Annotated in this window: 23 protein-coding genes, 3 tRNA genes and 3 pseudogenes; 20 read left to right on the plus strand and 9 right to left on the minus strand. The window is 42.7% G+C overall.

All coding sequences use genetic code 11. The annotated features are described in order from the left end of the window. Window positions 1-14: 14 nt before the first annotated feature. Entirely contained in the window at window positions 15-665 is a 651-nt protein-coding gene (gene plsY / locus FFV08_05990; protein ID QLB52217.1) for a glycerol-3-phosphate 1-O-acyltransferase PlsY, read from the minus strand. 190 nt (window positions 666-855) lie between these two features. Between plsY and parE the strand changes: the two genes are divergently transcribed. From parE to FFV08_06075, 17 genes and pseudogenes are all read left to right on the plus strand, one after another. Beyond that, complete coding sequence (gene parE, locus FFV08_05995; protein QLB52218.1) at window positions 856-2,805, plus strand: DNA topoisomerase IV subunit B; 1,950 nt, start codon at window positions 856-858, stop codon at window positions 2,803-2,805. Between the two features lie 47 nt (window positions 2,806-2,852). Beyond that, window positions 2,853-3,998, plus strand: coding sequence for a beta-carotene 15,15'-monooxygenase (locus FFV08_06000; GenBank protein QLB52219.1), 1,146 nt, complete (start codon window positions 2,853-2,855; stop codon window positions 3,996-3,998). A gap of 273 nt (window positions 3,999-4,271) precedes the next feature. Continuing rightward, window positions 4,272-5,018, plus strand: coding sequence for a hypothetical protein (locus FFV08_06005; GenBank protein QLB52220.1), 747 nt, complete (start codon window positions 4,272-4,274; stop codon window positions 5,016-5,018). Between the two features lie 63 nt (window positions 5,019-5,081). Beyond that, window positions 5,082-5,455: pseudogene (locus FFV08_06010) on the plus strand (GNAT family N-acetyltransferase). 13 nt (window positions 5,456-5,468) lie between these two features. Next, window positions 5,469-5,540: pseudogene (locus FFV08_06015) on the plus strand (cell filamentation protein Fic). Next, window positions 5,534-5,641 (plus strand): annotated as a pseudogene (locus FFV08_06020) (cell filamentation protein Fic). The pseudogenes FFV08_06015 and FFV08_06020 overlap by 7 nt, the downstream one beginning before the upstream one ends. 29 nt (window positions 5,642-5,670) lie before the next feature. Beyond that, complete coding sequence (locus tag FFV08_06025; protein QLB52221.1) at window positions 5,671-6,207, plus strand: GNAT family N-acetyltransferase; 537 nt, start codon at window positions 5,671-5,673, stop codon at window positions 6,205-6,207. 16 nt (window positions 6,208-6,223) lie between these two features. Then, entirely contained in the window at window positions 6,224-7,036 is an 813-nt protein-coding gene (gene ant(6) / locus FFV08_06030) for an aminoglycoside 6-adenylyltransferase (GenBank protein QLB52222.1), read from the plus strand. Window positions 7,037-7,099: 63 nt separating this feature from the next. Further along, window positions 7,100-7,591 (plus strand): hypothetical protein, encoded by a 492-nt coding sequence (locus FFV08_06035; GenBank protein QLB52223.1) that lies wholly within the window; start codon window positions 7,100-7,102, stop codon window positions 7,589-7,591. A gap of 335 nt (window positions 7,592-7,926) precedes the next feature. Then, window positions 7,927-10,377, plus strand: coding sequence for a DNA topoisomerase IV subunit A (gene parC, locus FFV08_06040; GenBank protein ID QLB52224.1), 2,451 nt, complete (start codon window positions 7,927-7,929; stop codon window positions 10,375-10,377). A gap of 174 nt (window positions 10,378-10,551) precedes the next feature. Continuing rightward, the gene (locus FFV08_06045; GenBank protein ID QLB52225.1) at window positions 10,552-11,571 is read left to right on the plus strand and encodes a branched-chain amino acid aminotransferase; all 1,020 of its coding nucleotides are present in this window, start codon (window positions 10,552-10,554) and stop codon (window positions 11,569-11,571) included. A gap of 105 nt (window positions 11,572-11,676) precedes the next feature. Next, complete coding sequence (locus tag FFV08_06050; protein QLB52226.1) at window positions 11,677-11,907, plus strand: DUF2969 domain-containing protein; 231 nt, start codon at window positions 11,677-11,679, stop codon at window positions 11,905-11,907. A gap of 49 nt (window positions 11,908-11,956) precedes the next feature. Next, a tRNA-Tyr gene (locus tag FFV08_06055) sits at window positions 11,957-12,037 on the plus strand. A gap of 13 nt (window positions 12,038-12,050) precedes the next feature. Continuing rightward, window positions 12,051-12,122, plus strand: a tRNA-Gln gene (locus FFV08_06060). Between the two features lie 163 nt (window positions 12,123-12,285). Next, on the plus strand, window positions 12,286-13,488 hold the full coding sequence (rpsA, locus tag FFV08_06065) for a 30S ribosomal protein S1 (GenBank protein ID QLB52227.1): 1,203 nt from the start codon (window positions 12,286-12,288) through the stop codon (window positions 13,486-13,488). Window positions 13,489-13,575: 87 nt separating this feature from the next. Beyond that, window positions 13,576-13,647, plus strand: a tRNA-Arg gene (locus tag FFV08_06070). Between the two features lie 57 nt (window positions 13,648-13,704). Continuing rightward, window positions 13,705-14,121 (plus strand): NUDIX hydrolase, encoded by a 417-nt coding sequence (locus FFV08_06075; GenBank protein QLB52228.1) that lies wholly within the window; start codon window positions 13,705-13,707, stop codon window positions 14,119-14,121. Window positions 14,122-14,166: 45 nt separating this feature from the next. Here FFV08_06075 and FFV08_06080 read toward each other — a convergent pair whose 3' ends face one another. Next, window positions 14,167-15,153 carry an L-lactate dehydrogenase gene (locus tag FFV08_06080; GenBank protein ID QLB52229.1) on the minus strand — a complete coding sequence of 329 codons (987 nt, stop codon included), beginning with the start codon at window positions 15,151-15,153 and terminating at the stop codon, window positions 14,167-14,169. Between the two features lie 173 nt (window positions 15,154-15,326). On the opposite strand from FFV08_06080, the gene gyrA reads away from it, so the two are divergent. From gyrA to FFV08_06095, 3 genes are all read left to right on the plus strand, one after another. Continuing rightward, a complete protein-coding gene (gene gyrA / locus FFV08_06085; GenBank protein QLB52230.1) occupies window positions 15,327-17,807 on the plus strand; it encodes a DNA gyrase subunit A in 2,481 nt (826 codons plus the stop codon). A gap of 14 nt (window positions 17,808-17,821) precedes the next feature. Then, window positions 17,822-18,577, plus strand: a complete 756-nt coding sequence (locus FFV08_06090; GenBank protein QLB52231.1) for a class A sortase — start codon at window positions 17,822-17,824, stop codon at window positions 18,575-18,577. 173 nt (window positions 18,578-18,750) lie between these two features. After that, window positions 18,751-19,434: a JAB domain-containing protein gene (locus FFV08_06095; protein ID QLB52232.1), complete on the plus strand. Its 684-nt coding sequence runs from the start codon at window positions 18,751-18,753 to the stop codon at window positions 19,432-19,434. 68 nt (window positions 19,435-19,502) lie between these two features. On the opposite strand, the gene FFV08_06100 is transcribed toward FFV08_06095, so the two are convergent. The 7 genes from FFV08_06100 to FFV08_06130 all read right to left on the minus strand — a co-directional run bounded on the left by FFV08_06100 (window position 19,503) and on the right by FFV08_06130 (window position 24,463). Beyond that, window positions 19,503-20,195 (minus strand): gamma-glutamyl-gamma-aminobutyrate hydrolase family protein, encoded by a 693-nt coding sequence (locus tag FFV08_06100; protein QLB52233.1) that lies wholly within the window; start codon window positions 20,193-20,195, stop codon window positions 19,503-19,505. Between the two features lie 24 nt (window positions 20,196-20,219). After that, window positions 20,220-20,867, minus strand: coding sequence for a redox-sensing transcriptional repressor Rex (locus tag FFV08_06105; GenBank protein QLB52234.1), 648 nt, complete (start codon window positions 20,865-20,867; stop codon window positions 20,220-20,222). Between the two features lie 120 nt (window positions 20,868-20,987). Next, entirely contained in the window at window positions 20,988-21,209 is a 222-nt protein-coding gene (locus tag FFV08_06110; GenBank protein ID QLB52235.1) for a DUF4649 family protein, read from the minus strand. Between the two features lie 106 nt (window positions 21,210-21,315). After that, window positions 21,316-21,678, minus strand: coding sequence for a cysteine desulfurase (locus FFV08_06115; protein ID QLB52236.1), 363 nt, complete (start codon window positions 21,676-21,678; stop codon window positions 21,316-21,318). A gap of 1 nt (window position 21,679) precedes the next feature. Beyond that, on the minus strand, window positions 21,680-22,870 hold the full coding sequence (locus FFV08_06120; protein ID QLB52237.1) for a cysteine desulfurase: 1,191 nt from the start codon (window positions 22,868-22,870) through the stop codon (window positions 21,680-21,682). After that, window positions 22,803-23,759 (minus strand): ribose-phosphate diphosphokinase, encoded by a 957-nt coding sequence (locus FFV08_06125; protein QLB52238.1) that lies wholly within the window; start codon window positions 23,757-23,759, stop codon window positions 22,803-22,805. Before FFV08_06125 ends, FFV08_06120 begins: the two co-directional genes overlap by 68 nt. Before the next feature lie 134 nt (window positions 23,760-23,893). After that, window positions 23,894-24,463 (minus strand): CYTH domain-containing protein, encoded by a 570-nt coding sequence (locus tag FFV08_06130; protein ID QLB52239.1) that lies wholly within the window; start codon window positions 24,461-24,463, stop codon window positions 23,894-23,896. Between the last annotated feature and the right edge of the window lie 91 nt (window positions 24,464-24,554).

A 24,554-nucleotide genomic window follows, 5' to 3' on the forward strand; every position in this document is an offset into this window, starting at 1 on the left:
TGTTCACTTCCGTTTTATTTCTTAGCCTCAGGATTTTGATGTGTAATATTCAAGCCCCAAGGGATTAAATTTTCTTTTTTCTGCTTGATACGTTGGATATTGTCCTTGTGCCGGAGGATAATAATCAAGGCTAGCGAAATGATAATCAGAGTGAAGAAGAGGTCATAGCTGGGCAGGATAAAGCCGATTAGAGGGAAGAGCAGAGCTGATAGGATAGCGATGACTGCTGAGAGCACACTTGCCAGAGAAATCATACTTCCCAGATAGAGGATGCTGGCAAAGATGACAATCAGATAGATAAAGAAGGCTGGTGAGAAGCCCAGAACAACACCGGCACTGGTTGCCACAGCCTTGCCGCCCTTAAAGCCAGCAAAGATAGGAAAAGTATGGCCAATCACAGCCAAGAGGCCAAAGACAAGCGGCGAAACTCCCTCAATATGCAAAAAGAAAGGCAGCAGGGTCGCTGCAGTTCCTTTGAGAAAGTCGATAGCAAAAGTAGCTGTCCCAGCCGTCTTTCCCAAAATACGGAAAGTATTGGTCGTTCCGGTATTGCCGCTGCCGTATTCTCTCAGGTTCTTTTTAAAGAAAATTTGCCCAATCCAAAGTCCAGTTGGAATAGAGCCCAGTAAGTATGCTAGTATTAATCCAATTATCGTGTTCATCATGATTTTATTATACCATTATTTCGCTTTCTTACAATAGAAAAGGATAGAATTTATAGCAGGAAATGTCTACTCGGATATTGGATTGTTTTTCGTGTAAAATCAGTCCTCATCAGCATTTTTTTCAAAAAAATCTTTGCAATATTTGGTAAAAACTTGTAAGATAGAAAAGATGAATCATTAGGAGGTTCTTGTGGCAAAAAAGGAAATCAATATTAACAATTATAATGACGATGCCATTCAGGTATTAGAAGGGTTGGATGCGGTTCGCAAACGTCCGGGGATGTATATCGGATCGACCGACGGAGCTGGACTCCACCATCTGGTCTGGGAAATTGTGGACAATGCTGTCGATGAAGCCTTGTCAGGCTTCGGTGACCGGATCGATGTGACTATCAACAAGGACGGCAGTTTGACCGTCGCAGACCACGGACGTGGGATGCCAGTCGGCAAGCACGCTATGGGTATTCCTACGGTTGAGGTCATCTTCACAGTTCTCCACGCCGGCGGTAAGTTTGGTCAAGGTGGCTATAAGACCTCGGGCGGTCTCCATGGTGTAGGGTCCTCTGTCGTCAATGCCCTGTCCAGCTGGCTGGAAGTGGAAATCACGCGGGATGGGAATGTTTACAAACAACGCTTTGAAAATGGTGGGAAACCAGTCACTACGCTCAAGAAAATCGGCACTGCACCTAAGTCCAAGTCTGGGACTAAAGTGACCTTCATGCCGGACGATACGATTTTTTCAACGACTGACTTCAAGTACAACACTATTGCTGAGCGGCTGAAGGAATCAGCCTTCCTGCTCAAGAATGTCCGCCTGTCGCTGACTGATGCGCGGACTGGTGAAGAAGTAGAGTTCCACTATGAGAACGGGGTTGAAGACTTTGTCAGCTATCTCAATGAAGACAAGGAAACCCTGACTCCTGTCCTCTACTTCGAGGGCGAGGAGAGCGGCTTCCAAGTCCAGGTGGCTCTCCAGTATAACGACGGCTACGCCGATAATATCCTGTCCTTTGTCAATAACGTCCGCACCAAGGACGGCGGTACCCATGAGACGGGGCTCAAGACCGCTATTACCAAGGCCATGAACGACTATGCCAGAAAGACCGGACTTCTCAAGGAAAAGGACAAGAATCTAGAAGGATCGGACTACCGCGAGGGTCTGGCTGCTGTCCTGTCCATCCTGGTCCCTGAGGCGCACCTGCAGTTTGAAGGCCAGACCAAGGACAAGCTAGGCAGCCCTTTGGCTCGTCCGGCTGTGGACTCTATCGTCTCTGACAAGCTGACCTTCTTCCTCTTGGAAAATGGCGAGCTGGCTTCCAACCTCATCCGCAAGGCTATCAAGGCCAGAGATGCCAGGGAAGCAGCCCGCAAGGCACGTGACGAAAGCCGCAATGGCAAGAAGAATAAGAAAGACAAGGGCTTGCTCTCTGGTAAGCTGACTCCGGCCCAGTCCAAGAATCCAGCCAAGAACGAACTCTATCTGGTCGAGGGTGACTCTGCCGGTGGCTCTGCCAAGCAAGGCCGTGACCGTAAGTTCCAAGCCATCCTGCCCCTGCGCGGTAAGGTTATCAATACTGCCAAGGCTAAGATGGCTGACATTCTCAAGAACGAAGAAATCAACACCATGATCTACACGATTGGAGCAGGTGTTGGGTCAGACTTTACCCTTGAGGATGCCAACTATGACAAGATCATCATCATGACCGATGCGGACACCGATGGTGCCCATATCCAGACCTTGCTGCTGACCTTTTTCTATCGTTATATGCGCCCGCTGGTCGAGGCTGGCCGCGTCTATATTGCCCTGCCGCCTCTTTACAAGATGTCCAAGGGCAAGGGCAAGAGCGAAGTTGTTGAGTATGCCTGGACCGATGGCGAGCTGGATGACCTGCGCCGCAAGTTTGGCAAGGGAGCCATGCTTCAGCGCTACAAAGGGCTTGGTGAAATGAACGCTGACCAACTCTGGGAGACGACTATGAATCCTGATACCCGCACCCTCATCCGTGTCACTATCGAGGACCTGGCCCGCGCCGAACGCCGTGTCAATGTCCTCATGGGCGACAAGGTCGAACCACGCCGCAAGTGGATTGAGGATAACGTCAAGTTTACGCTTGAGGAGAGCGGGGAGATGGTGTTTTGAGGAGGATTATAAATAAATTTAAACAATGTAAGAAAAAATTAGTTAATATGGTGCAGTCTTATATAGATAGTATAAAAAGTCCAATTGAGGAAATTTGGGGATATGGCCAAAAGGGTACAAAAGATAAGATAAATAGTCTCAAATTTTTAGCAATACTAGACGATGAAAATTATCTTATTCAAAAATATAAAAACAAGTGGTGTGAATATATCTTAAAACTAGGTGTTTTATTAATTATTATAAGTCTATTAATAATAATAGTATTTTGGCCGAAAAAAACTTTGCTTGAAAATACCTCTCCCCTCCTAATCGTACCTTTGGTTTTTTTAATGACTGTTCTTGTTTTCAGCCTTATCAATTTTTGTGTCCTATTCATTCTATCTTTGTGTAGAATTTTGCTGCGGTTTATTCTTTTTATTCTTTCTAAATTGTGGCGATGTCTTATTCTTTTTATATCGTGGTGTCCTCTCCTTTCTAAATTGTGGCGACGTCTTATTCTTTTTATATCGCGGTGTCCTCTCCTTTCTAAATTGTGGCGACGTCTTATTCTTTTTATATCGCGATATCTTATTCTTTCTACCTCAATGTTTTTTTATGCATATTATATTACAGATATGACTGTAGATCTGTTTTCGGATGAGAAAGATTCAACTATGCGCGCCTTTTTTAGAGCGTATGACGTGACCAAACCCGCTTGGCACTTTTGGTTGATGATCACTGCGGTGTTTATTGGTTCGTGCCTTTCTCTTTATATGGTTTTAAATTTTGTTTTAATACAAGATAGTTTTGATTTAGAAGCTATGGGAACTGAAAATCGTTTTATTATTGCATTTCTTGCGATAATAACATTCGTAATCGGCATTGATCTTGATAAAGTTAGACCAATTGCTATCGGTCTTTTACTATTAGTTATTCAGACGACTTTTTTTGAATGGTACCATTCGCATCGCCTTTCAAAACTGTATGAAAAAGCACAACGGATTTTTGAAATACAACTTCTTTCAAGCAATCCAGACTATGAAGAATTAAAAAAATGTTACTATCATGGTGGTGAGAAGTATAAAGAGAAATTGCTAAGCACAGAGAAATTTTTAGAAGTGATTGTAAAAAATGAATTGAAATCATTAAAAGATTTAAAAACTTATGATGATTATAGGCTTTATAAAGCATATAAGGGAAGAAGTTATTTATAAATAACTTCTCCCCCCAGACCTAAAATAATAATTCCCTCTCACCAGATTTTCTGACAAACTCGCCAGAGTTAAAGTGAGACCGTCAGATTTTCTGATAAGGCATTTTTTAGCAAATTCTATTTGGCAGAAAATCTGGCGAGGATTTTTTGAGTAAAAGACGAACGTTTATTTTTCTGGCAAGCAGTTTTAAAGCAAGAAACTTTTTCAGAAAATCAGAAAAGGTAAAAAAGGAATTAAAGTTAAAATAAATAAAAAATTTAGGAGATTATAGAAATGAAAAAATTTTATGGAATTACTAGTGTAGATGTTCAGATTTTAGAAAACAACGAATTTTTCCAGCTTATGTCCGAGAGTCGGAGCGAGGTTGCGGCATTTATCAAGGAAAATAAGGTGGATGGCGTTTACACAACCAAGCTGGATGAGATGGACAGACTTCTGGAACAGCTTCAGGGCGGACTTCATCAGACTAAGTCCAGCAAGCTGGTGGCTAGTTTGGATCAGGCTGACCGCGAGCGTGATGATGCTTTGGGTACGCTCCAGTCTTTGGTTTGGGCCTTTGCACGGGTCAAGGACGCAGCGACCAAGGAAGCTTACGAGACCCTGTCTCAGCTCCTGAAAAACTACACTGGTCTAGCTGCAACTAGCTTGGAGAAGGAGACCGAGGGCATCAACCACCTACTCCAAGAGCTGAAAAAGCCGGCCTACCAGACAGCACTGGCTAAGCTCCATCTGGAAGCCCATGTCGACAGTCTGGCAGCTGCTCAGAAGGCCTTTGAAAAGGTCTACAAGGAGCGACTGACTGAGCTCAAGGGAAAGACACCGAGCCAGAATAAGAACGTCCGCCTCAAGCTGCAAGAAATCTATGATTTTCTGGTCGATTTCACTGCGATCATTGCCTACGCTTATCCTGAAAGAACTCATGTGGTCAATCTTCGCGACCACCTCAACACTATCCGCAGCCGCTACAAAAAACGCAAACCTACTAAGAAGGTGAAAGAAGAAGTGGCGGAGAGCAACTAGAATATAACTAAATTTGAGTTGAAAAATTGTTAGTGGTCGCATCGGATTTGAAAGGAGTAGAAAATGATAATCAGACTTGCAAGCACAAAAGATTGTCAAGCTATTTATGCCCTTTATCAAAATGAAAAATGGATGTCTTTTACAGAGGAAAAGTGACATCACTATTTTCAACAAATCTGTCCCATTACTTGGTAGTTGAAGAGAACCAGAAAATCCTTGGTTTTGCCCGCTACCTGACAGATGAAGTCATGACGACCTTTTTAGCTGAGATTATCATTGATAAATCCTATCGCGGAAAAGGATTGGGACAGCAGCTGATTGAGGAGATCCACAAAAAATATCCTTTGACACGGATTGAACTCATATCTGAAGCAGATGGATTTTATCGGGCAGTAGGTTTTAAGCCTGTTGGTACAGGATTTAGAAAATCTGAATGAAAGGAGCAAGCCAATGACGCTTGACAATAAACTGGGTCTGACGGATTCGCTTGAACTAGCCAAGATGGAAGAAAAAATCAGCAAGCCCTCACAAAGGACATTCATAACCGCAACTTCTACATGAAGGGCGTAGATCATAGTTACTACTATGAAGGCTATAGCCTATATAAAGCTGAGGAGTTGTGAGAAAAGAAAGTTTGCAGAGGAGTGTTTAGATGACTATTCTTGAAACAGACCATCTGATCTTGCGGGACTTGCAGGAATCAGATTTGCCGGCTTTGATTGCTATGAATCAGGATTCGGAGGTCATGCAGTATTTTCCGAAGCCATATAGCCAAGCGGAGTCCTTGCGGCTTTATCGGGGCATTCAAGATGAAGTTAAGGCCTATGGATACAGTCTTTGGGCTGTTGAAGAAAAGGACAGTCAGGAGTTTATCGGCTTGGTAGGTCTCCACCATTCGGATTTACGGATTTTTGCTGGAAAAGAAGCTGTAGAAATCGGCTGGCGTCTGCGAAAAGAGTTTTGGAATCGTGGTTATGCGACGGAGGCTGCCCAGGCCTGTCTAGACTTCGCTTTCCAGCAAGCTGGTTTGTCAGAAGTTTACTCTTTTACATCCTTACTCAATTTCCCTTCGCAAAAAGTCATGCAAAAGCTAGGCATGGAATTTGTCAAAGAATTTGATAATGAAAAAGTTCCAGCAGACAGTCCGCTTTACAGACATGTCCTCTACAGAATCAAGAGTTTTCATTAAAAAGGCAGGTATTCCCATGAGAACTGAACCCGAAATGCTTGATGTGATTTTGCAAACCGCAAAAGTGCTACAAGTCGACGCTGTCGCCATGTCCGGCTCGCGGACAAATCCGAATGCTCCCAAGGACGAGTTCCAAGACTATGATGTAGTCTACATTGTAGAGGATTTGGATGCTCTGGTGGCTGACCTTGCTTGGTTGGAAGGATTTGGCAAGCGCATGATCGAGCAGCATGTCCTACTAGACCATCGCCGTCTCTACCTCATGCTTTTGGAGGATGGAAATCGGATAGATTTGACCCTTTGCCCAAAGGAGCACATCAAAGAGTGGGTGGATAGCGAAGCGGATTTCACGGTGCTGGATGACTCGCAGGGGCTGTTTGCTCCTTATGCACCGACACCCAAGCGCTATTGGACGACACCAGCTAGTGCGACTGACTTTGATAAATCCTGCAATGAATTTTGGTGGGTGTCAGCTTATGTAGTCAAGGGCATTTATCGAAATCACCTTGTCTATGCGACGGATCATTTGTATGGAATCTGCCAGCAAGAATTGCTCAAGCTTTTAGCTTGGCAAGTGGCAGCAGATAAGGGGACGGTCGATGTTGGCAAGAACTACAAGTACCTCTTTCAGTATTTGCCTGCTGAGAAAGAGAAAGAATTTACAGCCTTGCTTGACTTTTCTGACCAGAAAAAAATCACCAAGTCTCTCTTAGCTACCATGCACTTTTTCCAAAAAGAAGCACAAGCTTTCTCTCGCAAAACCGGTTTCCACTATGACAAAGAAACTGCAGAGAAGATGATTGAGTATGCTGAGGAGAAGTTGAAATAGTTTCAGAGACACTTACAAGATGAAAAAAACTTTGGTTGATAATAGTTATTGAGGTGAAACAGTATGTTGGATTTTATGTTTGGAATATTTGCTATGTTATTCCCATTTCTTCCGATTGTGTCCATAATCTTATCAATATATATTGCCTTACAAAATAATAAACATAGCAAAAGATTTTATGGTTTATTTTTTCCTGTAATTATCACCATGTGTAATATTTGGTTGTTTCCCATAGATCGGACAGATATGTTTCACGATGCTTTAAGGTTTTATTTTTTTCTAATTGATTTTTGTTTACCTATGCTTATTTCTTCCGCGCTCTATCACTCAATACGCTTATATTATTTATACAAATCAATCAAGTGGAGAGTCTTCCCTATAAGTATCTGTTATTTATTCGGTTTAATTTTTCATTATCTTAATACAATGCATTGGGAGGAGCTATTTCGAAGGCAAAAGTTTGTATTTGATATCTTGCTGATATCAACTGCTATAATTTCTTATTTACCTTGTCTATATTTGTACATACTTCAAAGAAGAAAGAACAATCCATAGGTAATAGTTGCTTTTGGTTAATCTAAATAAGTGTTTGTGAATGACTTAAATGCTATCTAAAAATATTTTTCTTAACTACCAATTTTAATGTAAAAATCTACTCTACATTCTTTGAAAGGAGTTGAACACGCCCTAAATACTGTGTGAAAACTCCTTCCCCACCATTTAACAACGTATTTAAACTACAGAAAGGATAGTTTAGTTGCTTATAGTAACTGAACACGGGACTAAGACTTAGGAAAAAAGATAAATCGCTTGGGGTTCATCGAACCCTGCATCGATTTCCTATTTTTCTACAGAAATTTTCGGCAAGCCGAAACGTCCCTTTGTATCTTATGAGTAACATTCAAAACATGTCCCTTGAGGACATCATGGGAGAGCGCTTTGGTCGCTACTCCAAATACATCATTCAGGAGCGGGCCTTGCCGGACATTCGCGATGGCTTGAAGCCTGTTCAGCGCCGTATTCTTTATTCGATGAACAAGGACGGCAACACTTTTGACAAGGGCTACCGCAAGTCTGCCAAGTCTGTCGGGAACATCATGGGGAATTTCCACCCCCACGGCGACAGCTCCATCTACGATGCCATGGTTCGTATGTCTCAGGATTGGAAAAATCGTGAGATTCTCGTTGAGATGCACGGTAACAATGGTTCCATGGACGGTGATCCACCGGCAGCTATGCGTTATACTGAGGCGCGCCTGTCTGAGATGGCTGGCTATCTTTTGCAGGATATCGAGAAAGATACCGTTCCTTTTGCATGGAACTTTGACGATACCGAGAAGGAGCCAACTGTTCTGCCGGCAGCCTTTCCTAATCTCTTGGTCAATGGAGCAACTGGGATTTCTGCTGGTTATGCGACTGATATTCCACCTCATAATCTAGCCGAAGTCATTGACGCGGTCATCTATATGATTGACCATCCGTCGGCCAAGGTGGACAAACTCATGGAGTTTCTGCCTGGTCCAGACTTCCCGACAGGAGCCATTGTCCAAGGCCGTGATGAGATCAAGAAAGCCTACGAGACTGGTAAAGGTCGCGTCGTGGTGCGCTCTAGAACTGAGATTGAAAAGCTGAAGGGCGGCAAAGAGCAAATCGTCATCACCGAGATTCCTTACGAGATTAATAAAGCTGTCTTGGTCAAGAAGATTGACGATGTGCGGGTCAACAATAAGGTGGCTGGCATTGCCGAGGTGCGGGACGAATCCGATCGTGACGGTCTTCGGATTGCCATCGAGCTCAAGAAAGATGCCAATACTGAGCTGATTCTCAACTATCTCTTTAAGTACACTGATTTGCAAGTCAATTACAATTTCAACATGGTGGCTATTGACAATTTTACGCCTCGTTTGGTGGGAATTGTACCAATCTTGACCAGTTATATTGCCCACCGCAAGGAGATCATTCTGGCTCGCAGCCGGTTTGACAAGGCCAAGGCTGAGAAACGGCTTCATATCGTGGAAGGACTGATTCGGGTGCTTTCCATCTTGGACGAGGTAATTGCCCTGATTCGTGCATCAGAAAACAAAGCAGACGCCAAGGAAAATCTTAAAGTCAGCTATGATTTCACTGAGGAGCAGGCTGAAGCTATCGTCACTCTCCAACTCTACCGTTTGACCAATACAGACGTAGTGGTTCTGGAAGAGGAAGAAGCAGAGCTACGCGAGAAGATTGCGATGCTGGCAGCCATTATCGGCGATGAGCGCACCATGTATAATCTTATGAAGCGTGAGCTCCGCGATGTCAAGAAGAAGTTTGGCAATCCGCGTCTCAGCGAGCTGCAGGATACGGCAAACGCCATCGAGATTGATACAGCTAGTCTCATCGTTGAGGAAGAGACCTATGTCAGCGTGACTCGTTCTGGTTATATCAAGCGGACAAGTCCGCGTTCTTTCTCGGCGTCGACCCTAGAAGAGATGGGCAAGCGTGACGATGACCGACTGATTTTTGTTAGTCCGGCCAAGACAACCCAGCACTTGCTGATCTTTACGAGTCTTGGAAATGTCATTTACCGGCCTGTTCATGAGCTGTCAGACATCCGCTGGAAAGAAATCGGAGAACACCTCAGCCAGACTATCAGCAACTTTGATACCAAGGAAGAGGTTATCTATACAGAATTGCTGGATAGCTTTGAGGAGGGCACTTACTTTGCAGCGACCAAGTTAGGTCAAATCAAGCGTGTAGAGCGCAAGGAGTTCAGTCCTTGGCGGACCTACAAGTCTAAGTCGCTCAAGTTTGCTAAACTAAAAAATGAAGAAGATCAGGTTATTGCTCTGGCGCCGATTAAGCTGGATGATGTTATGCTCGTGACCAAGAATGGCTATGCACTGCGCTTCAATATTGAGGAAGTTCCTGTCATCGGAGCTAAGGCAGCTGGGGTTAAAGCCATCAACCTCAAGAAGGACGATGTCCTAGCGGCAGCCTTTATCGCCAATACAGACTCACTTTACCTCCTGACTCAGCGAGGTTCGCTCAAGCGTATGGCAGTCGCAGATATTCCTGTTACCAGTCGGGCAAATCGTGGTCTTCAAGTTCTGAGAGAGCTTAAGACCAAACCGCATCGTGTCTTTGCAGCTGGACCAGTTTATAGCGAAGCACTGGACTTTGATCTCTTTACAACAGAAACAGAAGCCAGTGAGGAGCAGATTTTGCAGGTGCTTTCCAATAAAGGCACTGCTTATGAAATCAATCTGGCTGATCTTAGCCTGTCCGAGCGAACTAGCAATGGCAGCTTCATTTCTGATACCATATCAGACGAAGAAGTCTTCTCAGCTTACATTAAATAATCATCAAACCAGTTCGCAGGAGCTGGTTTTTTCAATTTCTAAAAGTTTGATAGTGGCACAAAAGATTGAATAACAAAATTTTCTGAAAATTGAAAATAATACTTGAAAATATCTTAAAAAGGTGTAAAATAGGGAGTATCTAAAAATGAAGTTTGGAAGAAGAGGAGAAAGACCATGACTGTAAATCTTGACTGGGAAAATCTAGGATTCTCATATATGAAACTACCTTATCGCTATTTAGCTTACTATCGCAATGGCCAGTGGGAAGAAGGAACCCTAACTGAGGACGCTACGCTCCATATTTCTGAGTCGTCTCCTTGCCTTCACTACGGTCAGCAGGCTTTTGAGGGTCTGAAGGCTTATCGAACTAAAGACGGCAGCATTCAGCTCTTTCGTCCGGATAAAAATGCGGAACGTCTGCAGCGGACAGCTGACCGCTTGCTCATGCCGCAGGTTTCTACAGAAATGTTTGTGGAAGCAGTCAAGCAAGTTGTCCGAGCTAATGAAGAATATGTACCACCTTATGGAACAGGCGGAACCCTTTATATTCGACCTCTCTTGATTGGAGTCGGTGACATTATCGGAGTGAAACCAGCTGAAGAATACATTTTTACAATCTTTGTAATGCCAGTCGGCAATTACTTCAAAGGCGGTCTGACTCCGACTAACTTCATTGTCTCAGATGACTATGATCGCGCGGCACCGCACGGAACTGGTGCAGCTAAAGTAGGAGGCAATTACGCTGCCAGTTTATTACCAGGAAAGATTGCTAAGGATAAGCATTTCTCTGATGTGATTTATCTGGATCCAGCAACCCATACCAAGATTGAAGAAGTAGGGTCAGCCAACTTCTTTGGTATCACCAAGGATGATGAGTTTGTAACACCGCTCAGTCCCTCAATCTTGCCATCCATCACCAAGTACTCTTTGCTTTATCTGGCGGAGCATAGACTAGGACTCAAACCGATTGAGGGTGATGTTCCTCTGGCAGACTTGGGTAAATTCACTGAAGCGGGAGCTTGCGGAACAGCTGCAGTTATATCACCTATCGGTGGTATCCAGCACGGCGAAGATTTCCATGTCTTTTATAGCGAAACAGAAGTTGGCCCAGTCACTCGCAAGCTGTATGACGAATTGACTGGTATCCAATTCGGTGATGTTGAAGCACCAGAAGGTTGGATTGTAAAAGTATAATCTAAAAACTGTCCTTGATTGGGCAGTTTTTCTGTGATTCTAGCCTAAGATAGCTTGCGAAGTCAGTTTTTTTCGTGTACAATAGGAATTTGAAAGAGGTAAGTTATGAGTAAAAAAGACAAAAAGATTGAAATTCAAATCACAGACAGCAAAGTGAAGGTCGGAGCAGACCAATTTGATGGTTATAGTCTTGCTATTGGCAAGAAGGTTATCGGCGAGATTGCCGAACTAGATGGCCAGTTTGCAATCATCAAAAATGGAAATGCTGAAAGTTTTTATAAAAAACTTGAAAGAGCTGTGGAAACTTTGATTGAAACCTATAATTTAAGCAAATAGGGCTTGCATTTTCATTGTATCAATGTTATAATAGATAGCGTTGATTGTCGGAGAGATAGCGAAGAGGCTAAACGCGGCGGACTGTAAATCCGCTCCTTCGGGTTCGGGGGTTCGAATCCCTCTCTCTCCATTCTTTATATTAATGGGGTATAGCCAAGCGGTAAGGCAAGGGACTTTGACTCCCTCATGCGTTGGTTCGAATCCAGCTACCCCAGTTCTTAGGTAATAGATCTGATAAAATAATAAAATGTCTTCAGGTGTTTTATTTCTTTATAGGATGGAAATCGTTAACGATAGATCAATGTCATTTGCGGGTGCTTAGGAAAATAAATAAGTAGTATGTCAAGCGAAAGCTTGATTGTTGGAGGATTTTTTTAGATGAATGAATTTGAAGATTTGCTAAACAGTGTTAGCCAAGTTGAGCCAGGTGACGTCGTTACTGCTGAAGTATTGACTGTTGACGCTAACCAAGCTAATGTTGCAATCGCTGGAACTGGTGTTGAGGGTGTTTTGACTCTTCGTGAGTTGACAAACGACCGCGACGCTGATATCAACGACCTTGTAAAACCAGGTGAAACACTTGAATTGCTTGTTCTTCGTCAAGTAGTAGGTAAAGATACAGATACAGTAACTTACCTGGTATCTAAAAAACGTTTGGAAGCTCGCAAAGCTTGGGACAAATTGGTTGGTCGTGAAGAAGAAGTTGTCACTGTTAAGGGCACTCGTGCTGTTAAAGGTGGACTTTCAGTTGAGTTTGAAGGACTTCGTGGATTTATCCCTGCTTCAATGCTTGATACTCGTTTCGTTCGCAACACTGAGCGTTTTGTAGGTCAAGAGTTTGATGCTAAGATTAAAGAAGTAGATCCAAAAGAAAACCGCTTCATCCTTTCTCGTCGTGAAGTTGTAGAAGCTGAAGCTGCAGCAGCACGTGCTGAAGTCTTTGGTAAGTTGAATGTTGGTGATGTTGTAACTGGTAAAGTTGCTCGTATCACTAGCTTCGGTGCGTTCATTGACCTTGGCGGAGTTGACGGATTGGTTCATTTGACTGAATTGTCACATGAGCGCAATGTATCGCCTAAGTCTGTTGTATCAGTTGGTGATGAAATTGAAGTGAAAGTTCTTGACTTGAACGAAGAAGAAGGACGCGTATCCCTCTCTCTTAAAGCAACAACACCTGGACCATGGGATGGCGTTGAGCAAAAACTTGCTGCAGGCGATGTGATTGAAGGAACTGTAAAACGTTTGACTGATTTCGGTGCTTTCGTTGAAGTATTGCCGGGTATTGATGGATTGGTTCACATCTCACAAATTTCACACAAACGTGTTGAAAGCCCTAAGGATGCCCTTAAGGTTGGTCAAGAAGTGACTGTTAAGGTTCTTGAAGTGAATGCTGCTGCTGAGCGTGTATCACTTTCTATCAAGGCTCTTGAAGAACGTCCAGCTCAAGAAGAAGGACAAAAAGATGAGAAACGTCAATCACGTCCTCGTCGTCCAAAACGTCAAGAAAAACGTGACTTTGAACTTCCAGAAACTCAAACTGGATTCTCAATGGCTGATTTGTTTGGCGATATTGAATTGTAATTAGATAAAAGAAGTTGAGATTTCTCAACTTCTTTTTCTGATTTTCACTTGTATTTTCAGAGAAAATCAGTTATAATGAATTAGTTGCCACCCTTAGTGTAATGGATATCACGCAAGATTCCGGTTCTTGAGATGGGAGTTCGATTCTCTCAGGGTGGATGACTTAAGACTGGGCTCCTTGGAGTCCTTTTTTGTTCTTTCTTTGAGGAAAATGCAATGACAGTAAAATTAATCGCCCATACCTTGATCGAGAAAGACGGGAGGTATTTGCTTATCAAACGCTCGAAAATAAAGCGAGGTCTTACTAATGTGGATTCTAGCTATTGGGATATTCCTGGTGGGAGTGTAGAAGAGAATGAACTGCCTATAGAGGCGGCTCTACGTGAGGCTATGGAAGAAGTTAATCAAAAGCTTCGGATTGATAAGATTATCCATGAAGATAGTCAGTTTGATGCTAGCAAAGATAGTGTTTTCACACGCTTAGTTTATGGGGGCAGAATTGTGGAGCATCGTGATATTATATTGGATCCAGAAGAGCATACAGACTTTGTCTGGATTTCTTCTTTAGAAGACATAGAGAGTGATCTCGTTGTTCCTTATTTGCTTGAAATTTTTGCTAACAAATCCATTTAAAGCAACAAAAAAACATCCCCTTTTGTCAGGAGATGTTTTTTATAATTAGTTTTTAGATGCTTCTTGGAATTCTGGATTCTTCCATGCTTCATCAATAATTGCTTTCAATTCTTTAGCAGAAGCTTGCATCTTTTGTTGTTCCGCATCGTTCAATGGGATGTTTACTGGACGTACGATACCGTGTGCACCTACGATAGCAGGTTGACCGATAAAGACGTTGCTTACACCATATTGACCTTCTTGGAATACAGACAATGGAAGTACTGCATTTTCATCGTAAAGGATAGCTTTAGTGATACGAGCAAGTGCTACTGCGATACCGTAGTATGTAGCACCTTTTTTGTTGATGATTGTGTAAGCTGCATCACGAACACCTTCGAACAACTCAACCAATTCAGCTTCTTGAACGTTTTGGGTATCCTTAAGGAACTCTTCAAGGTTTACACCGGCGATGTTAGCGTGTGACCAAACCGCAAACTCTGAGTCACCGTGTTCACCCATGATGTAAGCGTGAACTGAACGAGCATCGACATCAAGTTTTTCAGCAAGTGCTTGACGGAAACGAGCTGAGTCAAGTGAAGTACCTGAACCAATAACGCGTTCTTTAGGGAATCCTGAGAACTTCCATGTAGAGTAAGTCAATACGTCTACTGGGTTAGCTGCCACAAGGAAGATTCCATCAAAGCCTGAAGCAACAACTTGTTCAACGATTGATTTGTTGATAGCAAGGTTTTTACCTACAAGGTCAAGACGAGTTTCACCTGGTTTTTGAGGGGCACCTGCAGTGATGACTACGAGGTCAGCATCCGCACAGTCTTCGTATTTAGCTGCGTAGATTTTCTTCGGTGAAGTGAAAGCAAGCGCGTGGCTAAGGTCAAGCGCATCACCAACAGCTTTTTCGAACAATTGAGGAATTTCAATGATACCAAGTTCTTGAGCGATACCTTGGTTTACAAGAGCAAATGCGTAAGATGAACCTACAGCACCGTCACCGACAAGGATGACTTTTTTATGTTGTTTAGTAGCAGTCATTTCTAAACATCTCCTTATTTTTTTAGGGAAGATTTCCCATACACATTCATTCTACCACTTTTGGCATATTTTGTCACGGTCAACTTGTGTATCTAGCGATGTAAACGTTTTTACAAATGGTTCAAAATACTGAAAAATTAAAGAAAATGTGGTATAATATAGGATAGTTTAATATGAAAGAAAGGCATTTTTTAATGCAAGACAGAAACTTAGTAAATGTTAATCTGACTAGTGAAATGAAGACTAGTTTCATCGATTACGCAATGAGTGTTATCGTGTCTCGGGCACTTCCAGATGTTCGTGATGGTCTCAAGCCAGTTCACCGTCGGATTCTCTATGGTATGAATGAGCTGGGCGTGACACCTGAGAAGCCTCATAAGAAATCAGCTCGTATCACTGGGGATGTCATGGGTAAGTATCACCCGCATGGTGACTCCTCTATTTATGAAGCGATGGTGCGGATGGCTCAATGGTGGAGCTATCGTTATATGCTAGTAGACGGTCATGGAAACTTTGGTTCGATGGACGGAGACGGAGCCGCTGCCCAGCGTTATACAGAAGCACGTATGAGTAAGATTGCTCTTGAGATGCTTCGTGATATTAATAAAAACACGGTCAATTATATCGATAACTATGATGCCAGCGAGAGAGAGCCTTTAGTCCTTCCTGCTCGCTTCCCTAACCTGCTTGTAAATGGAGCTACAGGAATTGCGGTTGGGATGGCGACCAATATCCCACCACATAATCTTGGTGAGTCTATTGATGCAGTTAAGCTTGTTATGGACAATCCGGAAGCAACGACTCGCGACATCATGGAAGTCCTGCCTGGACCAGATTTTCCAACAGGAGCACTGGTTATGGGCAAGTCCGGTATTCACCGGGCTTATGAAACAGGGAAAGGTTCGATTGTTCTTCGTTCTCGTACTGAAATCGAGGAGATGAAAAATGGCCGTGAGCGAATTGTCGTAACCGAGTTTCCTTACATGGTTAATAAGACTAAGGTTCATGAGCATATTGTTCGTCTGGTGCAGGAAAAACGTATTGACGGTATCACAGCTGTTCGTGATGAGTCCAACCGTGAAGGAGTTCGTTTTGTCATTGAGGTTCGTCGAGATGCCTCTGCACATGTCATTCTAAATAACCTTTTCAAGCTGACTCAGATGCAGACCAATTTCAGCTTCAATATGCTGGCTATTCAAAATGGTGTGCCGAAGATTCTATCTCTGCGTGAGATTTTGTTGGCCTACATTGAGCACCAAAAAGAAGTGGTGACTCGACGGACTGCCTTCGATAAAGAAAAGGCGGAAGCTCGAGCTCACATCTTGGCTGGTTTGCTGATTGCGTTGGATCACATTGATGAAGTGATTCGCATTATCCGTAATAGCGAGACGGACGCAGAAGCCCAAGCTGAATTGATGGCTAAGTTTGAACTTTCTGAGCGCCAGAGTCAGGCTATCCTTGACATGCGTCTGCGTCGTCTGACTGGTTTGGAACGTGATAAGATTCAGTCAGAATACGACGAGCTGATTGCTTTGATTGCGGATTTGGCTGATATTTTGGCTAAGCCAGAGCGAGTTATCGCTATTATCAAGGAAGAGTTAGACGAGGTCAAGCGTAAATTTGCGGATGATCGCCGAACTGAGCTGATGGTGGGGGAAGTTCTTTCTCTTGAAGATGAAGATTTGATTGAGGAAGCGGATGTTTTGATTACCCTGTCTAATAAAGGCTATATCAAACGACTAAATCAAGCTGAATTCACTGCTCAGAAACGTGGTGGCCGCGGTGTTCAAGGAACTGGTGTCAAAGACGATGACTTCGTCAAAGAGCTGGTTTCAACGAGTACTCACGATAGACTGCTCTTCTTTACCAATAAAGGCCGAGTTTATCGTCTCAAAGGATATGAAATTCCTGAGTATGGCCGGACAGCCAAGGGCTTGCCAGTGGTCAATCTCTTGAAGCTGGATGAAGGAGAGACTATTCAGACCATTATTAATGTCCAGCAAGACCGCAGTGATGATTCCTATCTCTTCTTTACTACCCGTCATGGGGTGGTCAAACGGACCAGTGTAACGGAATTTGCTAATATTCGTCAGAACGGTCTTAAGGCTTTGAATTTGAAAGACGAAGACGAGTTAATCAATGTCTTTCTGACAGACGGCGCTGCAGACGTTATCATCGGTACCAAGTTTGGTTATTCTGTCCGCTTCAATGAGACAGCTGTTCGGAGCATGAGCCGTATAGCGACTGGTGTCCGCGGAGTTAATCTTCGAGATGGTGATCAGGTCGTTGGAGCTGGAGTGATTGCTGAGGGAGACGAAGTGCTTGTCATTACCGAAAAAGGCTATGGTAAGCGAACTCTTGCTAGCGAGTACCCAACCAAGGGTCGTGGCGGTAAAGGGATTAAAACAGCCAATATCACTGATAAGAACGGGCCTCTTGCTGGTCTGATGACCGTTACTGGCGAGGAAGATTTGATGATTATCACCAATACAGGTGTCATCATTCGGACCAGTGTGGCTAATATTTCTCAGACCGGCCGCTCAACCATGGGGGTTAAGGTCATGCGTCTGGACCAAAATGCACAGATTGTCACCTTTACTAGCGTCGAAGCAGACGACAAAGAAGATGTAGCAGAGGAAGAAAACGAATCGTAAAAGAGGACCTCTATATGGTACAAGGAAAAAGAAGTCGAAAAAGAAAACAAAAAAGCAAAAGAAATATTTTTATCAATATCGTTGCGACATTATTAATTATTGTGGCTCTTGGCTTAATCTTTAATGCGCAAATCCGAAACATGATTATGGTCTGGCATACCAACCAATATCAGGTTAGCAAGGTTTCTAAAGACTCTATTAATAAAAATAAAAATGTCGAGACTAGCTTTGATTTTAATAAGGTAGAGTCGCTTTCTACAGAAGCGGTCATCAATGCTCAGTGGAAAGCCCAGCAACTGCCCGTTATCGGAGGCATCTCGATTCCAGAAGTATCCATGAATTTGCCAATCTTCAAAGGGCTGGATAATGCTGGATTGTATTATGGTGCTGGTACGATGAAAGAGACTCAGCAGATGGGACAGGGAAATTATGCCTTGGCTAGCCACCATGTCTTTGGCATCACAGGGGCTAGTAACATGCTCTTTTCCCCACTGGATCGTGCCAAGGCTGGTATGAAGATCTATATCACCGATAAAGAGCAAATCTATACATATGTAATCACCAGTGTTGAAACGGTAACTCCAGATCGAACAGATTTGATTGAGGATACTGAAGGCGTTACAGAGATTACTTTGGTTACCTGTGAGGATGCTGCGGCAACCAACCGGACTATTGTCAAAGGAACATTAGAAGGCTCTGTCGAGTATGACAAGGCTCCTAAGGAAGTTCTTGAATCTTTCAGTAAGTCCTATAATCAAATGCAGATTTAAAGGCAAAAAAACTTAAAGACATTTTACTCCAAAGGTTAGGAAGAACGCTAACTTTTGGAGTGTTTTTTTTTATCTAAAATTTGTTCTGGACGAAAGATTTTCAATCTTTATTTTTTGTATTTATTCTTGACGATTTCAACTCTTTTTCCGAATAATAAGGTAAGGAGGTTTCTATGTATAGCATTTCATTTCAAGATGATATTAGCATCATGCCACGGGAGCGTTTAATGAGAGAAGGAGCTGAAAAACTCAGTAACCAGGAGCTCCTATCAATCTTTCTAAGGACAGGTAACAAAAAAGAAACTGTTTTTCAAGTTTCTCAAAGAATTTTATCATCTATTTCCAGTTTGAACGATCTCAAGTATTTAACTCTGCAGGAATTGCAGACTATTTCTGGAATCGGTCCGATTAAGGCTGTGGAGCTACAGGCCATTATCGAATTGGGGCGACGGATTAATCGAGCAGAGGTTTTGCAGAAAGAGCAGATTATGGGCAGTCAAAAATTAGCCCAGAAGATGCAGCAAGAGCTAGGAGACATGAGGCAGGAGTGCTTGGTTGCTATTTATCTTAATAGTCAAAATCAAATTTTGCACCAGCAGACTATTTTCATGGGGACGGTCAGCAGAAGCATTGCTGAGCCGAGAGAAATTCTCCACTACGCTCTCAAGCACCTGGCGACATCTATTATACTGGTACACAATCATCCATCAGGCTCAGTCGTTCCTAGCAGAAACGATGATGAAGTGACCCAGCATATGAAAGAAGCTTGTGAGATGATGGGCTTGGTTCTTTTGGATCATCTGATTGTTTCTAGGTCTAACTACTATAGCTACAGAGAAGAGACAGATATGATATAACTTGATTTACTTGAATATAAAAAACTTCTATTCGTGTAGAACAGAAGTTTATCTAGGAATAGAAGCTTTTAAAGAATATTGACAACATAATCAAACAGGGCTAAGTCTCCTTCTCTGGAGCCGAACAAGAACTCTGGGTGCCATTGGACACCAAGAAAAGGACTGCCGTCAGTAGAAGTGATTGCTTCAATAATCTTATCGCGCGGATCATAAGCAATGACTTCTAGGCCAGCCGCTAAATCCTTGATACTTTGGTGATGGAAGGAGTTGATTTCAGATGCAGGGCCATAGATTTCGTGCAGAATAGAGCCATTTTTGGTCACCATACTTTGAGTTGTATACTCAGCAGAGCTATCTTGCCAATGATCTTCAATGTCTTGATGAAGAGTTCCGCCTAGGGCGACATTATAAAGTTGTGTTCCGCGGCAGACGGTGAAGATTGGTTTGTTTTGACGGCGAGCTTCCTTGATTAAAGCAAGTTCAAAAATGTCCCGTTTGAGTAGATAATCATCGCTGTCAATGACTTTTTCTTCTCCATAGAACTGGGGGCATACATTCTGGCCGCCTGTGATGATTAATTTGTCAACAATGGAAACATATTGTTTTGCCATTTCTTCATCACCGATTGGCAAAATCATTGGAATTCCGCCAACTTCTTTGACTCCCTCAACGAATCCAGTCGCCGTATAGCTCATATGGATGAAGTGATCATCTGGGATTTCTCTTTCATTTCCAGTTATTCCAATAATTGGTTTACTCATTGAGTGTTTAATACCTCTTTCAAATTAATGTTCATTTTTTCTCATGAAGTAGAGCAGAGTCTGCAGTTCGCTAGTCAGGTCAACGTACTGAACGACCACGTCCTTAGGTAGGGATAGATTTATTGGCGAGAAGCAGAGAATACCTTTAACACCTGCTTGGACTAAGATAGATGCAACTTCTTGGGCTTTTACGCTAGGTACAGTTAGGATGGCAGTTTGCACATTTCCTGACTGTATTTTTTCTTTGATTTGGGAAATTCCATAGATAGGAATCCCATCGCTGGTTGTGCTGCCAACTTCTGGATGGTCATCTGTGTCGAAAGCCATTACAACCTTCATTTTATTGCGCTCATGAAAACGATAGTGCAGAAGAGCCCGCCCCATGTTACCGACACCAACAATCATGACATTGGTGATAGCATTGTCATTCAAGAGGTCAGCAAAAAAGTTCATCAATTTCTTGACATCATAGCCAAATCCTCTACGGCCAAGTTCACCGAAATAAGAAAAATCTCGTCTGACGGTAGCAGAGTCAATGCCAATAGCTTCAGCGATTTGCTTGGAGTTGGCTTTCTCAATCTTCTCAGCATTAAACCGTTTAAAAATACGATAGTAGAGCGACAGTCTCTTAGCGGTTGCTCGAGGAATTGTAGTATTTTTTTCAGTTTTCACAAAATCACAACCTTTCTAACTCTATTTTATAGGAAGTTTGTGAAAAAATCAACTAATTAAGAATGTTTGATTTATAAAAAAGAAAATCAGTAATTGCTGGGAATAGTAGCCTTGAAAAACCTAGTCCTGGTAGGGACTCAGGTCTAGCTGGTACATCTGGCGGTACAAGTCCCCAATTAGCCCTGTAAAAGGCAGCTGGTGTCCCTTATAAGTAACAGAAAGCACCTTGAGCGAGTCAGGAACCGTGACGCAGCCAGAGAAGGCTAGAAGAAATTCGTCAAAGTCTTCATAGGTTAGTGTTCGTTTTACCTTATATGAGTCCAAATAGGTCAGTTCAACCATCGTTAATCCTTTCTTTGGGTTCGATTAGTCATTTGATATTTTCAAGCGTTCCAAGTAGAGGTCAAGCTCGTTTAAATTTTGAAGAATCAAAACCCAAAAAGCAAAATTACGAGAATCTTGCTTTTTGTGGTGTCTTTTCAAAAATATTTCTTTCAACCAAGCTGTCCATCAAGAAATAAAATTTTTGTTGGATAATGTGATGATCTTCTGATTTGAAAATATTGACCAAGCGCAGGCCTGATTTGTCAGTGATGTTAATTTTAAAACCATTCAAATCTTTATTGACGATGATTTTCAGCAGAAAACCATTTCCGCTGTTGGGAACAGATTCCAGCAGACGAGAGAGTTCATAGTTGCCAACCTTGCTTTCCGCGAAAGTATTGTCGCGCAGGGTAAATTTCTTGACATTTGGGTGAAGCGAATAGGTATATTCACAGTTTGCTAAGCTAACAGATGTTTGAAAGGCCATCTTATCCTCCTAAAATTTCTTTTAATTTCTTTGTAAATGATTGAATCTCTTGCAAAGTCGTTTGGTCCGAAGTGCTGATACGAACGGACTCATACAAGCGATTGGAATCCTTGCCATACATAGCCTGCAAGACATGACTGGGTTGTATAGCTCCGGCTGTGCAGGCTGATCCTGTTGAAATGGAAAATCCATTTAAATCCATTTGAAGCAGAAGCAGGTCATTTTTTTGATTGGGAAATCCCAAATTGATGACATAAGGCAAGCTTGGCTGACTTTCATTTAAGTAAAAGTCAATGTCCGATAAGTCAGCAAGTAAGCTGTTTTTTAAGTCTTGTGCATGCTCTAAATTTTTCTCTAGATGTTCCATGCTCTCTGACAGAGCCGCCGCCATGCCTGTGATAGAGATTAGATTTTCTGTTCCGGCCCGGTGTTTTTCTTCCTGATCACCACCGTGCATGAAATTGTCAAAATCCATCTTCTCGGCATAAAGGAAGCCAACGCCTTTGGGACCATGAAACTTATGAGCTGAGGCAGAGAGGAAGTCAATCCCTAGCTCTTCAGGGTAGATGGGAAGTTTACCAATTGCTTGGACAGCATCAACATGAAAAGCAGCAGGATGTTCTTGCAGTAATTCACCAATTTCTTTAATGGGAAGCATGGCGCCTGTTTCGTTATTAACTGCCATGACAGATACAAGAATAGTATCAGGTCTAAGAGCCTTCTTAATATCCTCCGCTCGAATCTGACCATCCACCGGCTGAACAAAAGTAGCTTCGAAGCCGAATTTATCTACTAAGTACTCCACCACTTCTAAGACAGCATGGTGCTCAATAGCGGTGGTGACAATATGCTTCCCTCGGTTCTGGTGACGAAGGGCATAGCCTTTGATAGCAGTATTATTGCTTTCAGTGCCGCCTGAAGTAAAAAGAATCTTATTGCTTTGAGTATGCAGGGCTTGAGCAATATCTTCACGCGCCTGTCTGAGCAGTTTACTAGCTTCTCTACCATGGCTGTGCGTACTGGAAGGATTTCCAAAGACGGTCATAGTCTTGGTCATTGCTTGGATTGCAGCGGGCGATAAAGCAGTTGTGGCGGCATTATCTAAATAAATCACTCCGATTACCTTATTTCTTTTGATAGGCAAAGAGTGGGCTGACTGGTCTTCTTTCTTGGATGCGGACAATTGCATCACCAATCAGTTCACTTGCTGTAATGTAGTGGAGATTCTTAGGTGTTTTTTCTTTGGTATCAACAGAGTCGGTCACAAGAATTTCCCTGATAGAAGAATTATCCAGTAATTCTGCAGCTTTATCTGCAAAGAGTCCATGACTGGATACGGCATAAATTTCGACTGCTCCTTCGCGGCTGACAATTTTAGCTGCTTCAGAGAAAGTCCGGCCAGTATTTAAAATATCGTCAACTAGAATTGCTTTCTTGCCTTCGACATCACCGATGATATAGCCCTCTGAGCGACCTGCCTCGTCTTCGCCATAATCAATAATTGCAATCGGAGAATCTAAATACTCAGCAAGATTGCGAGCGCGTTTGACGCCAGAGTTTTTAGGACTGACGACAACGACATCTTCGCCAGTTAGTCTCTTATTGCAGTAGTGTTTGGCAAAGAGTGGAATAGTGAAAAGGTTGTCGACTGGGATATCAAAGAAACCTTGTACCTGCACCGCATGAAGATCCAGAGAAATCACGCGATCTACTCCAGCACCGACCAGCATGTTGGCAACCAGCTTAGCTGTGATTGGCTCGCGTGGAGCAGCTGTCCGATCCTGACGGGCGTAACCAAAATAAGGCATAACAACATTGACTGTATTAGCACTGGCACGCTTGCAGGCATCCACCATAATCAAGAGTTCCATCAAATGATTATTGACAGGGAAGCTAGTGGACTGAATGATATAAATATCATAGCCACGGACACTTTCTTCGATGTTAATCTGAATCTCGCCATCCGAGAATTGGCGGGAGGAAAGTTTACCCAAAGGAACCCCAGCAGCCTCAGCGATTTTTTCAGCTATGGAATGATTGGAGTTGAGGGAAAAAAGCTTCATATTTTTTTTATCTGACATGAGTTGGACCGTCCTCTTTTTGTCTCTTTTTATATTTAATGCTCTATGAAATTTATTTTTCAATAGGCTTTAAATTGCTACCTTTTATTTTACCAAAAAAAATAGATTATTTCAGCTATTTTGTGGTCTTGGATTTACAAGTTTTCAGAAAATCTTGCTATTTTGCTCTTGCCAGGCTTGTAGTCGATCTTGTGCTGTTTTAGGAAGTCAAGGAAATTTTCTTTTCCTTTTTCAAAATTTTCAACTTCGACTTCAAGTTCGAAGTCTGTTTTGCCAAAATAATGGCTCTCATCCAGAGCGAGGAGGCCGATTTCGTCTTCTTTTTCATAGCGGATAGTCTCTAGAGAACCTAAAACTTTTAAGTCTTGAATGGGAAGTCCTTTTTGAATCAGCGTATCTAAAATCTCACCAGCAGGAAAGGTATTGTACTGTAAAATATTTTCAGTTTCTTCTGATGTCAGGTTCTGATTAAGTTCCAAGGCTCCGACTTCTTGAGGAATCTTGAGTGTCAGCTCAGCTTCGCGATGGTTAAAAGTTCGTACTCGAAAAGCCATGCGGGCGTGACGGATAGACTGCTGATCTGACTCGATGTAGTAGTTGGTCTGGCTAACGGGAGTGATGTCTGCAAACAACTGGAGCAAACGGTCGTGCTCTTCTTTTGTCAGCATGGTTTTGAATTCAATTTCTAAGTGGTTCATTTTCAAGTCCTTTTCTTTGCTTTTGTTTGAAAGCGATTTATGTTATAATAACAGTTGTGTTTATTTTATACAAAAATAATGATATGACAAGGTAAGT

Source organism: Streptococcus sanguinis (genome assembly GCA_013378335.1).
Taxonomy (GTDB): Bacteria; Bacillota; Bacilli; order Lactobacillales; family Streptococcaceae; genus Streptococcus; species Streptococcus sanguinis_I.

Excerpts from the sequence above, each read along its gene's own strand:
- FFV08_06095 (QLB52232.1), top strand. The coding sequence starts at position 18,751 with ATGTATAGCATTTCATTTCAAGATGATATTAGCATCATGCCACGGGAG.
- FFV08_06025 (QLB52221.1), top strand. The coding sequence starts at position 5,671 with ATGACTATTCTTGAAACAGACCATCTGATCTTGCGGGACTTGCAGGAA.
- FFV08_06000 (QLB52219.1), top strand. The coding sequence starts at position 2,853 with ATGGTGCAGTCTTATATAGATAGTATAAAAAGTCCAATTGAGGAAATT.
- parC (QLB52224.1), top strand. The coding sequence starts at position 7,927 with ATGAGTAACATTCAAAACATGTCCCTTGAGGACATCATGGGAGAGCGC.
- FFV08_06035 (QLB52223.1), top strand. The coding sequence starts at position 7,100 with ATGTTGGATTTTATGTTTGGAATATTTGCTATGTTATTCCCATTTCTT.
- FFV08_06090 (QLB52231.1), top strand. The coding sequence starts at position 17,822 with ATGGTACAAGGAAAAAGAAGTCGAAAAAGAAAACAAAAAAGCAAAAGA.
- FFV08_06125 (QLB52238.1), bottom strand. The coding sequence starts at position 23,759 with ATGTCAGATAAAAAAAATATGAAGCTTTTTTCCCTCAACTCCAATCAT.
- FFV08_06080 (QLB52229.1), bottom strand. The coding sequence starts at position 15,153 with ATGACTGCTACTAAACAACATAAAAAAGTCATCCTTGTCGGTGACGGT.
- FFV08_06050 (QLB52226.1), top strand. The coding sequence starts at position 11,677 with ATGAGTAAAAAAGACAAAAAGATTGAAATTCAAATCACAGACAGCAAA.
- FFV08_06045 (QLB52225.1), top strand. The coding sequence starts at position 10,552 with ATGACTGTAAATCTTGACTGGGAAAATCTAGGATTCTCATATATGAAA.
- FFV08_06075 (QLB52228.1), top strand. The coding sequence starts at position 13,705 with ATGACAGTAAAATTAATCGCCCATACCTTGATCGAGAAAGACGGGAGG.
- gyrA (QLB52230.1), top strand. The coding sequence starts at position 15,327 with ATGAAAGAAAGGCATTTTTTAATGCAAGACAGAAACTTAGTAAATGTT.
- FFV08_06005 (QLB52220.1), top strand. The coding sequence starts at position 4,272 with ATGAAAAAATTTTATGGAATTACTAGTGTAGATGTTCAGATTTTAGAA.
- plsY (QLB52217.1), bottom strand. The coding sequence starts at position 665 with ATGATGAACACGATAATTGGATTAATACTAGCATACTTACTGGGCTCT.
- FFV08_06115 (QLB52236.1), bottom strand. The coding sequence starts at position 21,678 with ATGGCCTTTCAAACATCTGTTAGCTTAGCAAACTGTGAATATACCTAT.
- rpsA (QLB52227.1), top strand. The coding sequence starts at position 12,286 with ATGAATGAATTTGAAGATTTGCTAAACAGTGTTAGCCAAGTTGAGCCA.
- FFV08_06100 (QLB52233.1), bottom strand. The coding sequence starts at position 20,195 with ATGAGTAAACCAATTATTGGAATAACTGGAAATGAAAGAGAAATCCCA.
- FFV08_06110 (QLB52235.1), bottom strand. The coding sequence starts at position 21,209 with ATGGTTGAACTGACCTATTTGGACTCATATAAGGTAAAACGAACACTA.